Origin of the sequence: Janthinobacterium algoris (assembly GCF_051380935.1) — a bacterium.
Lineage (GTDB): Bacteria > Pseudomonadota > Gammaproteobacteria > Burkholderiales > Burkholderiaceae_D > Janthinobacterium.
Genome location: NZ_JBNYXZ010000008.1, coordinates 43,440 through 54,656, shown reverse-complemented (window position 1 = coordinate 54,656; position 11,217 = coordinate 43,440). Strand labels below are relative to the sequence as shown.

The 11,217-nt window shown below is 63.1% G+C and carries 10 protein-coding genes; 3 read left to right on the top strand and 7 right to left on the bottom strand.

The window, feature by feature from the left end; all coding sequences use genetic code 11:
• The first annotated feature begins 5 nt into the window (after window positions 1-5).
• The gene (gene folK / locus ACQ4W7_RS13530; protein WP_436531085.1) at window positions 6-485 is read left to right on the top strand and encodes a 2-amino-4-hydroxy-6-hydroxymethyldihydropteridine diphosphokinase; all 480 of its coding nucleotides are present in this window, start codon (window positions 6-8) and stop codon (window positions 483-485) included.
• Between the two features lie 122 nt (window positions 486-607).
• Window positions 608-1,483 carry a 3-methyl-2-oxobutanoate hydroxymethyltransferase gene (gene panB, locus ACQ4W7_RS13525; protein ID WP_426071833.1) on the top strand — a complete coding sequence of 292 codons (876 nt, stop codon included), beginning with the start codon at window positions 608-610 and terminating at the stop codon, window positions 1,481-1,483.
• A gap of 54 nt (window positions 1,484-1,537) precedes the next feature.
• On the opposite strand, the gene ACQ4W7_RS13520 is transcribed toward panB, so the two are convergent.
• From ACQ4W7_RS13520 to ACQ4W7_RS13490, 7 genes are all read right to left on the bottom strand, one after another.
• A complete protein-coding gene (locus ACQ4W7_RS13520; protein ID WP_436531083.1) occupies window positions 1,538-3,025 on the bottom strand; it encodes an aldehyde dehydrogenase in 1,488 nt (495 codons plus the stop codon).
• A 36-nt stretch (window positions 3,026-3,061) separates the two neighbouring features.
• A complete protein-coding gene (locus ACQ4W7_RS13515; protein ID WP_436531081.1) occupies window positions 3,062-3,907 on the bottom strand; it encodes an ABC transporter permease in 846 nt (281 codons plus the stop codon).
• Entirely contained in the window at window positions 3,904-4,845 is a 942-nt protein-coding gene (locus ACQ4W7_RS13510) for an ABC transporter permease subunit (RefSeq protein ID WP_426071830.1), read from the bottom strand. Before ACQ4W7_RS13510 ends, ACQ4W7_RS13515 begins: the two co-directional genes overlap by 4 nt.
• Window positions 4,846-4,852: 7 nt before the next feature.
• Window positions 4,853-6,001: an ABC transporter ATP-binding protein gene (locus ACQ4W7_RS13505; RefSeq protein ID WP_436531079.1), complete on the bottom strand. Its 1,149-nt coding sequence runs from the start codon at window positions 5,999-6,001 to the stop codon at window positions 4,853-4,855.
• 133 nt (window positions 6,002-6,134) lie between these two features.
• Window positions 6,135-7,595 (bottom strand): aspartate aminotransferase family protein, encoded by a 1,461-nt coding sequence (locus tag ACQ4W7_RS13500; protein WP_436531077.1) that lies wholly within the window; start codon window positions 7,593-7,595, stop codon window positions 6,135-6,137.
• An 11-nt stretch (window positions 7,596-7,606) separates the two neighbouring features.
• Complete coding sequence (locus tag ACQ4W7_RS13495; protein WP_102121276.1) at window positions 7,607-8,977, bottom strand: glutamine synthetase family protein; 1,371 nt, start codon at window positions 8,975-8,977, stop codon at window positions 7,607-7,609.
• A 70-nt stretch (window positions 8,978-9,047) separates the two neighbouring features.
• Window positions 9,048-9,815, bottom strand: a complete 768-nt coding sequence (locus ACQ4W7_RS13490) for a gamma-glutamyl-gamma-aminobutyrate hydrolase family protein (protein ID WP_426071827.1) — start codon at window positions 9,813-9,815, stop codon at window positions 9,048-9,050.
• A gap of 255 nt (window positions 9,816-10,070) precedes the next feature.
• Here ACQ4W7_RS13490 and ACQ4W7_RS13485 point away from each other — a divergent pair, with 255 nt between their 5' ends.
• A complete protein-coding gene (locus tag ACQ4W7_RS13485) occupies window positions 10,071-11,216 on the top strand; it encodes an MFS transporter (RefSeq protein WP_426071826.1) in 1,146 nt (381 codons plus the stop codon).
• Window position 11,217: the final 1 nt, after the last annotated feature.

The window sequence follows — 11,217 nt, the reverse complement described above, 5'->3', positions numbered from 1 at the left end:
CAGCCATGCAGCAAGTGACCGCTTACATCGGCATCGGGGCGAACCTGGGCGACGCGCGCGCGAATGTGCAGGATGCGCTTGCGCGCCTGGCGCGCCTGCCCGGCGCCTCGCTGATCGACGCCTCGGCCAGCTACCGCACGGCGCCCATAGCTTCAAGCGGTGACGACTACATCAACGCGGTGGCGCGCATCACGACCACCTTGCCGGCCGAAGAACTGCTGCAGGCCCTGCACGCCATCGAGGCGGCGCATGGGCGCGAACGGCCCTACCGCAACGCCCCGCGCACGCTGGACCTGGACTTGCTGCTGTACGGCGATGAACAGATCGCCAGCGCCAGCCTGACGGTCCCCCATCCGCGCCTGACAGAACGGGCCTTCGTGCTGATACCGCTGCTGGCCCTGGCGCCCGCCATCGTCGTGCCCGGACTCGGGCCGGCGCAAGACTACCTGGCAAGCGTCGCTGACCAGGCCATCAGCCAGCTCTGACCCCCAGCTCTGCCCCATCTCGCTCCCATCCTCTACAATGCCGCTCCTGCAGCACGCCGCATAAAGTACTACACTAGCGGCGTCGCAATCGCATCACCCCCCTTTCACTCTAGAGAATACCTATGTCCGCTTATTTGCAAGGAACAGATCTGGCCGCAAAAGACAAGGCCGCCACACCGGCGCCGGCGCCATCCAAGCCTGTCGCCAACAAGGCCGTGACCATCCACACGCTGGCCACGCTGCGCGCCGCCCGTGAAAAGATCTCCATGCTGACCTGCTATGACGCCAGTTTCGCGTCGCTGATGGACCGCTGCGGCGTCGAGATCCTGCTGATCGGCGATTCGCTCGGCATGGTCTGCAATGGCCACAACTCCACCCTGCCCGTCACCATGGCCGAACTGGCTTACCACACGGCGTCCGTGGCGCGCGGCGCCAAGTCGGCCATGATCATGTCCGACCTCCCGTTCGGTGCGTATGGCACGCCCGAAACGGCCTACGCAAATGCCGTCATCCTGATGCAGGCAGGCGCGCACATGGTCAAGATCGAAGGCGGTGCCTGGCTGGCCGAGACCGTCCGTTTCCTCACCGAGCGCGGCATCCCCATCTGCGCCCACATCGGCTTGACGCCGCAATCGGTGCACCAGCTGGGCGGTTATAAAGTGCAGGGCAAGAGCACGGAAAGCGCTGCACAGCTGAAAAACGACGCACTGGTGCTGCAAAACGCGGGCGCCGCCATCGTGCTGATGGAAGCCATGCCGTCGCAACTGGGCAAGGAAGTGACCGACATGCTGACGATACCCACCATCGGCATCGGCGCCGGTCCCGACTGCTCGGGCCAGGTCCTCGTCATGCACGACATGCTGGGCGTGTTCCCAGGCCGCAAGGCGCGCTTCGTGCGCAACTTCATGGAAGGCGCTGCCAGCATCGACGATGCCGTCACCGGCTTTGTGAAAGCCGTCAAGGATGGCAGCTTCCCGGCGCTGGAACACTGCTTCTGATGTCGTTCTGCCTGTCGGCTTGCGCGCAGAGCGCCAGGCCGACAGCGCTTCGTTTTATCCCACCTGTATCCACGTCGTCTTCAGCTCCGTGTACTTGTCTAACGCGTGCAATGACTTGTCGCGCCCGTTGCCCGACTGCTTGTAGCCGCCGAACGGCACGGTGATGTCGTCGCCATCGTACTGGTTGACGTGCACGGTGCCGGCGCGCAGGGCGCGCGCCGTCTGGATCGCCTTGCTAATGTCGGACGTCCACACGGCTGCCTGCAAGCCGTACGGCGTGGCGTTGGCCTGTTTCACAGCGTCGGCAAGGTCCGTGAAGCCCAGCACGGACAAGACAGGCCCAAAGATCTCTTCGCGCGCTATCGTCATGTCGGCGTCCACGCCGAAGATGGTCGGCTGCACATAATAGCCGCCCGTCTGCGCGCGCACGGCTTCGCCTCCGCCGAGCAGCTGTGCGCCTTCGCTCTTGCCGGCCGCGATATAGGCCATCACCGTGTTCATCTGCGTGGCATCGACGATGGCCCCCATGACGGTGGCTTCGTCGAGCGGGTCACCGGGCTGGAAGCGCGGCAGCATGGCCAGCGCTTTGGCCAGGAATTCCTGCTTGATCGATTCTTCCACGAACAGACGCGAGGGCGCGTTGCAGCTTTCGCCCTGGTTGAAGAAGATGGAACCGACGGCGGCCGCCACGGCCTTGTCCAGGTCCGGGCAATCGGCGCAGACGATGTTGGCGGACTTGCCACCCAATTCCGTCCACGCCCGTTTCAAATTCGACTGACCCGCCATCTGCACGATCAACTTGCCCGTGCGCGTGGAACCCGTAAAGCCGATGCAATCGACATCCATGTGCAGCGCCAGCGCGGCGCCGGCTTCGTTGCCGTAACCTGGCAGCACGTTGAAGACGCCCGGCGGCACGCCCGCTTCCAGCGCGATGTCGGCCAGGCGCAGGGCCGTCAGCGGCGATTTTTCCGACGGTTTCAATATCACGCTGTTGCCGGCCGCGAGAGCGGGCGCGATCTTCCACGCGGCCATGATCATCGGGTAATTCCACGGCACGATGGCGGCGACGACGCCGACCGGTTCGCGCGTGATCAGGGCCAGGCTGTTGGCGGGAGTCGGTGCGATTTCATCGTAGACCTTGTCGATCGCCTCGCCATACCAGCGCAGGCAGTTGGCGGTGGCGCCCACGTCCACGCTTTGGCTGTACTTGATCGGCTTACCCATGTCCAGGGTTTCCAGCAAGGCCAGCTCGGGACCGTATTGCTGCACCAGATCGGCGAACTTGATCAATATCCGCTTGCGCTGCGCGGGCGATTTACCGGCCCAGCGGCGGTCCTCAAAGGCGGCGCGCGCGGCCAGCACGGCCGTGTCCACATCCACGCCATCGCAGCGGGCCACTTGCCCCAGCAAGCGCCCATCAATGGGCGACAGATTGTCGAAAGTCTGGCCGGACCTGGCCCAGGCGCGCTCGCCGTTGATGAAGGCGCGTCCATCGATCGTGAGCGCTGCGACCCGCGCATGCCAGTTGGTGTTTTCCGTCATGGTCGTCTCCTGCAAGGTGAAAACGCCAGCTTACTCCTAGTCTGGCGAATAGGCCGCAGACATCTGCTTGCGGCGTTTCCGGTCGGCGCGCGCCAGCATCACGGCATACGCGATCACGGCGAGCGTCACCACCAGGATGGTCAGCGCGGCGATGGCATTCACGCGCGGGTCGAGCCCCAGGCGGGCGCGCGAGAAGATCACCAGCGGCATGGTCGTCGAACCGGGGCCGGACAAAAAGGCCGACATCACCACGTCGTCCAGCGACAGAGTAAATGTCAGCAGCCAGGCCGAGGCCAGGGCCTGCGTGATGTTGGGTAGCGTCACGAGGAAGAAGACCTGGTGCGCGCGGCAGCCCAGGTCCATCGCCGCTTCGGCCAACGATTTACTCATTTCCTGCAGGCGTGACTGCACCACCACGGCCGCATACGCCATGCCCAGCAGGGTATGCCCCAGCCAGATGGTCAGCACACCCCGCTCGGGAAAACCGAAGACCTTTTGCATGGACACCAGCATCAGCAGCAAGGAGAGGCCGATGATCACTTCCGGCATCACCAAAGGCGCGCTGACCATGGATGAAAATAGGGTGCGGCCACGGAAGCGCTGGTAATTGGTCAGCGCGAAGGCGGCGAAGGTGCCGAGGATGACGGACGAGGTGGCCGACATGAAGGCGATCTTCAGGGACAAACCAAAACCCGAGATGATTTCCGTATCGCTCATCAACTCGCTGTACCAGCGCAGCGAAAAACCGCTCCACACCATGTCCTGGCGCGAGCTGTTGAACGAAAAGACGATCAGCACGATGATGGGCAGGTAGAGGAACAGGTAGCCCAGCGAGAGCCAGCCGCGCCCGAACCAGCGCTGCAGGAAGGTACGTCCGTTCATGTGCGCTCCTCCGCGTCCTGGTCGGTCTTGTATTTGTTAAAAATGGCCATCGGCACGAGGATCAGCAAGACCACCAGTACCGTCACCGACGACGCCATGGCCCAATCGTTATTGGTGAAGTATTCATCCCATAGCACGCGGCCGATCATCAGGGTTTCCGGGCCGCCCAGCAGCTCGGGAATCACATATTCGCCCACGGACGGAATGAACACCAGCATGGCGCCGGCGATGATGCCCGACTTCGACAGGGGCACCGTGATGCGCCAGAATGCCTGCAAAGGCGTGGCGCCCAGATCGGCCGCCGCTTCCAGGTAGCGCATGTCCATCTTTACCAGGTTGGCATACAGAGGCAAAATCATGAAGGGCAGATAGGCGTACACCATGCCGACCACCAGCGAAAACGAGGTGTTCATCATGTGCAGCGGTTCCTGCACGATGCCCAGCGCGATCAGCAAATCGTTGAGCAAGCCGTGGTTGGCCAGGATGCCCTTCCACGCATACACGCGCAGCAGGAACGAGGTCCAGAACGGCAGCATCACCAGCATCATCAGCACGGGCCGGATGGACGGCCTGGCGCGCGCCATGAAGTAGGCGAACGGGTAGCCGATGAACAGACAGATGGCCGTGGTAATCGCCGCATATTTCAAGGAACTGAGATAGGTGAGCAAATACAGTTCATCGGCGGCGATGAACAGGTAATTGGCGATTTTGACCTTCAGCACGACGATGCCGTCGACATACGACAGCAAGCCGCCAAAGGGGCTGCCCGCCGTGTCCATGTCGGACAGGCTGATGCGCAGCACGATCAGGAAAGGCACGAGGAAGGCGGCTGTCAGGAACAAGGAAGGCACGGCGATGACGGCGTTGCGGGCCGCATTTCTCCCCGTTATCCAGCGCAGGGTGACAAGGTTACGCAGCGATTGCAAGAGGGACGTCATGATGGCCTCAGCTGGTCAGCACGACGATGTCGGCGCCATCCCACCAGACCCACACGCGCTGCTCGCGCTCGAGGCGCGCGGCGTCGTGGCGGGCCGCGTTGGTGCGCGAGACTTTCACCACCGCGCCGCTGTCGAGGCGCACATGGTAACTGGTTTCATTGCCAAAATACGCCATGGCGACGATCACGCCCTGGGCGCAGTTGTAGCCATGCTCCGCTGGCGACGCGCGCTCTTCCAAAGCGGGTGGCTCAATCTGGATGCCGATTTTTTCGGGGCGCACGGCCACCGAGACATCCATGCCCAAGTTGCCCGTGATACCGTGCGAGACATAGTGCTCGCCATCGGCGGTGGCGATCACCACGTGATCGGGTTCGTCCCGCGTGATGTGCCCGTCGAACAGGTTGACGCTGCCGATGAAGTCGGCGACAAAGCGGCAGTTTGGCGTTTCGTAGATTTCACCGGGCGCGCCCACTTGCAGGATGCGCCCTTCGCTCATGACGGCGATGCGCGTGGCCATGCTCATCGCCTCATCCTGGTCGTGCGTGACCATCACGCAGGTGACGCCCACCTGTTCGATGATGTTCACCAGTTCCATCTGCGTGCGTTCACGCAGTTTCTTGTCGAGCGCGCCCAGAGGCTCGTCGAGCAGCAGCAATTGCGGGCGCTTGGCCAGGCTGCGCGCCAGCGCCACGCGCTGCTGCTGGCCGCCCGACAGTTGATGCGGCTTGCGCTTCGCGTATTGGCCCAGCTGCACCAGCGCCAGCATCTGCTCGACCCTCGCCGCCACTTCCGCTTTCGGCAAGCCGTCGCGGCGCAGGCCGAAGGCGATGTTATCCCACACGGACAGGTGCGGGAACAGCGCGTACGACTGGAACATCATGTTGATGGGCCGCTGGTGCGGCGGCACATCGACGATGCTGTTGCCCGCCAGAGCAATGCGCCCCGAGGTCGGCGTCTCGAAACCGGCCAGCATGCGCAGCAGGGTCGACTTGCCGCAACCTGAACTGCCGAGCAGGGCGAAAATCTCGCCCTTGTTGATCGTCACGGAAATCGCATCGACGGCGCGCACGCCATCGAATTCCTTGACCAATTGATCAATCAGCAAGAAAGGCGCTTGGGCGTCGCTGGCCGACGCGGCAGGTATTGCTATCGTCATGTGTGGGTACTTTGGTCGAGGGTGTCAAAATGAAAAACTGGCCGCTGTAGTGGCGGCCAAGATGGAAGTTTAGCGGAACTGCCGCCATCGCGGTCCAAAAATTGCGCAGATGGCGGCAAAATGGGGCAAAAACCTACACCCAGCCCTTCGCCTTCACCTGCGCATAGGTCTTGTCCAAACACAGGCGTATCAACGTCACCATTTCATCGATCTGCGCGCGCGTCATGACCAGCGGCGGGGCGACGATCATGCGCTCGCCCACGGCACGCATGATGACGCCGTTGTCGAACATGTGGCCGCGGCAGAGCATGCCCACACCCTGGTTCTCGTCGAACAGCTCGTTCTCATGCACGGTGGCGCCCTTCTTGCGCACCAGGTTCAGGCCCGCGACCAGGCCGCAGCTGTCCGCGTAGCCGACCAGCGGATGTTCGCCCAGGCTGGCGAAGCACTGTTTCAGGTAGGGGCCCGTATCCTCGGCCACCTTTGCCACCAGTTGCTCTTCCTCGATGATGCGGATGTTTTCCAGCGCCGCCGCGCAAGCGACGGGATGGCCCGAATACGTGAAACCGTGCGTGAATTCGCCGCCCTGCTCGATCAGCACCTTGGCCACCCTGTCGCCCACCAGCACGCCGCCCAGGGGCACATAGCCGGACGTGACGCCCTTGGCAAAGGTGATCAGGTCGGGCTTGATGCCGAACAGTTCGGAGCCAAACCAGCGCCCCAGGCGGCCAAAGCCGCAGATGACTTCATCGGCGATGAGCAAGATGCCGTACTTGTCGCAGATGCGCTGTATTTCAGGCCAGTAGGTACTTGGGGGGATGATGACACCGCCCGCGCCCTGCACCGGCTCGCCGATGAAGGCGGCCACCTTGTCGGCGCCGATTTCCAGGATTTTTTCTTCCAGCCAGCCGGCCGCTTTTACACCGAATTCCTCTGGCGTCAATCCGTGGCCCGACTCCAGGTAATTCGGCTGGCCGATATGCGCGATGCCCGGTATCGGCAGGCCGCCCTGCGCATGCATGCCATCCATGCCGCCCAGCGACGCTCCCGCCACCGTGCTGCCGTGATACGCGTTGTGGCGGCTGATGATGGTATGGCGCTCCTGGTAGCCGAGGATGTCCCAGTAGCGGCGCACCATGCGCAAATTCGTGTCGTTGCCTTCGGAGCCGGAACTGGTGAAGAACACATGCTGGAACTGCGGCGGCGAGATTTGCGCCAGCTTGGCCGCCAGCTGCGCGGCTGGCACGTTCGTCGTGCCAAAGAAGCTGTTATAGAAGGGCAGCGTTTCCATCTGCTTGTACACGGCTTGCGAAATCGAGGTGCGGCCGTAGCCCACGTTCACGCACCACAGGCCAGACATGCCATCGACGATTTTCTTGCCCTGGCTATCCCACAGGTAGACGCCGTCGCCGCGCACCATCACCCTGGCGCCCTTGCTTGCCAGGTCCTGGAAGTCGGTGAATGGATGCAGGTAGTGGGCCGAGTCCATTTGCTGGATGGCGGCCGTGTCATACACCTGCGGCGCCGCGTTCTTCTGCGCCACGGAGGCGACCAGGGCGGCGCTTGGCGCCAGTGGATTGTTTGTTGTGCTCATGCGTGCTCCTTTTAAACGTGCAATAACAAGTGTTCGCGCTCCCATGGGCTGATCACCGTCATGAATTCCTGGTGCTCCAGGTCCTTGATGGCCGCATACACGTCGATGAAGCGATCGCCCAGCACCGTGCGCAGCTTGTCTTCCGCGCGCAGCAGTTGCAGGGCTTCCGGTAAGCCTTGTGGCAGTTCGAACTTCATGTCGTAGGCGCTGCCCACCATCATCGGCGTCGCTTCCAGCTGCTCCGTCATGCCCAGATATCCACAGGCCAGCGTCACGGCCAGCGCCAGGTAGGGATTGGCGTCGGCGCCGATGATGCGGTTTTCCACGCGGCGGTCCTGCACGCCCGACTCGGGCACGCGAAAACCCACGGTGCGGTTGTCCAGGCCCCACTGGATGTTGATGGGTGCGGCCGTATGGCGCACGATGCGGCGGTAGGAGTTCACGTAAGGCGCGACGATGGCCATGGCCGACGGCATGTAGCGCTGCAATCCCGCAATGTAATGCTTGAAGATGGGCGCGGCCGAACCGTCGTCGTTGCTGAAGATATTCAGTCCCGTCTTCGCATCGACGACACTCTGGTGCACATGCATGGCGGACCCCGGCTCGCCTGCCATGGGCTTGGCCATGAAGGTGGCGTACATATCGTGTTTCAAGGCCGCTTCACGCAGGGTGCGCTTGAAGAAAAAGACCTTGTCGGCCAGGCCCAGCGGGTCGCCGTGCAGGAAGTTGATTTCCATCTGTCCCGCACCGATCTCGTGGATCAAGGTGTCGACGTCGAGGTTCATCAATTCGCAGTAATCGTAGATATCCTCGAACAACGGGTCGAATTCGTTGACCGCATCGATGCTGTAGACCTGGCGGCTGGTCTCGGCCCGGCCGCTGCGGCCGATGGGCGGCTTCAGCGGCAAGTCGGGGTCGGTGTTCTTCGCCGTCAGGTAGAATTCCAGCTCCGGCGCCACCACGGGTTTCCAGCCCTTGTCCGCATACAGTTTCAGCACGCGCCGTAGCACAGATCTTGGAGCAAAATCGACCAGCATGCCGTCGGCAAAATAGCAGTCGTGGATGACTTGCGCGGTGGGGTCTGTGGCCCACGGCACCATGGTGATGGTGGTGGGATCGGCCTTCAAGATCATGTCGCGGTCGGTGCTGGAAATGGCGCGGTCGTAGCCGCCGTCGTCGACCGGGTAATTGCCCGTCACGGTCATGCCCAGCACCGCTTCCGGGATGCGCATGCCGCGCTCCTGGGTGAATTTACCGCGCGGCAGGATCTTCCCGCGCGCCACACCCGTCAAGTCAGGCACCAGGCACTCGATTTCCGTGACGCGCTTTTCATTGAGCCACAAATCCATATCCGTATAAGTGAAATTTTCGCGTATTGCCATGTTTTCCTCTCGCTGGTATTAATCAAGCGCCGCGCGGTGCTGGTGCGGCGCACCTGTCATTCCTGTCCTGTCATTCTATCTTTCTGTGCTGCTGTTCCTGGTAATCGCGGCACGCCTGGCCGAAGGCACCGAACAGCCGCATGGCGTGCGCATTGTCTTCCACCTGCCATTCCGGGTGCCATTGCACGCCCAGCGTAAAACCGGGGGCGCTGGCCACCGTGTAGGCTTCCACCAGCCCGTCGTCGGCCAGGGCTTCCACCAGCAAGCCGTCGGCCAGCCGGGCCAGGCCCTGGCCATGCAGGGAATTGACCATCATTTCGCTCTCGCCGCCCAGCAGGCGCGACAAAAGGCCCTCGGGCATCAGGCGAATGCGGTGCGCGGGCGCGTACTGGCGTTCCAGCGGATCGAGCACCTTTTCGCGGTGATCCTGCATGTTCGGCACCGCATGCACGGCCTGGTGCAGGGTGCCGCCCAGGGCCACATTGACTTCCTGGAAACCGCGGCAGATGGCGAGCAAGGGCAGCTGGCGCGCCAGCGCGGCGCGGATCAGGGGCAAGGTGGTGGCGTCGCGCGCGGGGTCTTGCGGTAAGTCGGGATGCAGGATGTCTTCGCCATACAGGCGCGCGTCGACGTTCGAGGCGGAACCGGTCAGCAGGATGCCATCGGCGATCTGCAGCGCCGCGTCCAGGTCCACCTCAGCTCCCAGGGCAGGCAGCAGCAGCGGCAGGCAGCCGGCGCCGTGCAGCACGGCGTGCAGGTACTTGTCCTGCGCCATGTGCCAGGCATGGTTTCCCAACTGGCGCTGGCAGGCAGGAACGAGAACGATGGGATGGCGCATGGAGCTTCCTCGCTGGCGTGACGATCCAATGACAGCGCCATGACAGCGCTGCCGCTCGCTACACTGTACAGCAGAGCCAATAGAAACCGGCACACATCGCCTACACTACGGCTTTGCAATCTTGCCTTTATTAAAATCATCATATGCCCGTCCGGCGCCAAACACCAGCACCACCGGCAAAGTCCCTTACTTTCCCATGCATCCACACCGTTTTCAAGTCTTCCAAAACTCCTTTTTCACCCTGCGGGGGCAGCCATGAAGACCATGCCATGGCGTGATTTCTTCGCCCTCGTGGTCAGCATCGGCGTGGTGGGCCTGGGCCTGGGCGCCACCATGCCGCTCACCGCGTTGACCCTGCACCAGCGCGGCGTGGGCACGGACATCATCGGCATGATCACGGCCGTCAGCGCGCTCGGCATCCTGGCCGCCTCGCCGTTCGTCTCGCGCTGGGTGAGGCGCTTTGGCGCGCGCGCCACCATGCTGGGCGCCGTGTGGGTAGCGTCGCTGGCGACGATCGCCATGCAGTTCACCGACCACCTGCTGGCGTGGAGCGTGCTGCGTTTCCTGTTCGGCGGCGCCATGGGCGTGCTGTTTACCATCGGCGAAGCATGGGTCAATCGCCTGGCGCCCGACAATTCGCGGGGCCGCGTGGTGGCCATGTACACCACCAGTTTTACGTTTTTCCAGCTGATCGGCCCTGCCCTCGTCGCCCTCTTCAACGACAAGATCAGCTGGAGCTTTGCCGCCTGCGGCCTGCTGTTCCTGCTGGCCGTGCCGGGATTGATGCTGATCTCGAACAGCGGCCCGGAAAGGGAGCCGGAAGAACATGGCGTGAAATGGACCTTGATCCTGCCGCGCATGCCGATGATCGTGCTGGGCGCCGCCTTCTTTGCCCTGTTCGATACGCTGGCATTGAGCCTCCTGCCGCTGTATGCGATGGAGCACGGCATCAGCACGGACCTGGCCCTGCTGTCGGCCACGGTGGTGCTGGTGGGCGACACGGGCCTGCAATTCGCGCTGGGATGGATGGCAGACCGCTTTGGCCGCGCCAGGGTGCACGCAAGCTGCGGCGTGGCGGTCTGCCTGCTCTTGCCGTTGCTGCCGTTCGCCGTCGGCACGCCGTGGCTGTGGTGGACCTTGCTACTGTTGCTGGGCGCGGCGGCGGGAGGCATTTACATGCTGGCGCTGGTGGCCTGTGGCGAACGCTTCACTGGTCTGTCGCTGACCAGCGCCAGCGCCATCGTCAACGCCACCTGGGGCGTGACCAGCGGCGGTGGTCCCCTGCTGACGGGCGTGCTGATGCAATCGGTGGGCGTGAACGCTCTACCGGCCGTGATGTGGGTGTGCGCCGCCATTTTCGTCGGCAGCGCCGTGTGGGAACGCCGGAAGGGCATCGTGTAAC

Bases quoted from the DNA above. Each gene is read 5' to 3' on its own strand.
- folK (WP_436531085.1), top strand. From the start codon at position 6: ATGCAGCAAGTGACCGCTTACATCGGCATCGGGGCGAACCTGGGCGAC.
- panB (WP_426071833.1), top strand. From the start codon at position 608: ATGTCCGCTTATTTGCAAGGAACAGATCTGGCCGCAAAAGACAAGGCC.
- ACQ4W7_RS13520 (WP_436531083.1), bottom strand. From the start codon at position 3,025: ATGACGGAAAACACCAACTGGCATGCGCGGGTCGCAGCGCTCACGATC.
- ACQ4W7_RS13515 (WP_436531081.1), bottom strand. From the start codon at position 3,907: ATGAACGGACGTACCTTCCTGCAGCGCTGGTTCGGGCGCGGCTGGCTC.
- ACQ4W7_RS13510 (WP_426071830.1), bottom strand. From the start codon at position 4,845: ATGACGTCCCTCTTGCAATCGCTGCGTAACCTTGTCACCCTGCGCTGG.
- ACQ4W7_RS13505 (WP_436531079.1), bottom strand. From the start codon at position 6,001: ATGACGATAGCAATACCTGCCGCGTCGGCCAGCGACGCCCAAGCGCCT.
- ACQ4W7_RS13500 (WP_436531077.1), bottom strand. From the start codon at position 7,595: ATGAGCACAACAAACAATCCACTGGCGCCAAGCGCCGCCCTGGTCGCC.
- ACQ4W7_RS13495 (WP_102121276.1), bottom strand. From the start codon at position 8,977: ATGGCAATACGCGAAAATTTCACTTATACGGATATGGATTTGTGGCTC.
- ACQ4W7_RS13490 (WP_426071827.1), bottom strand. From the start codon at position 9,815: ATGCGCCATCCCATCGTTCTCGTTCCTGCCTGCCAGCGCCAGTTGGGA.
- ACQ4W7_RS13485 (WP_426071826.1), top strand. From the start codon at position 10,071: ATGAAGACCATGCCATGGCGTGATTTCTTCGCCCTCGTGGTCAGCATC.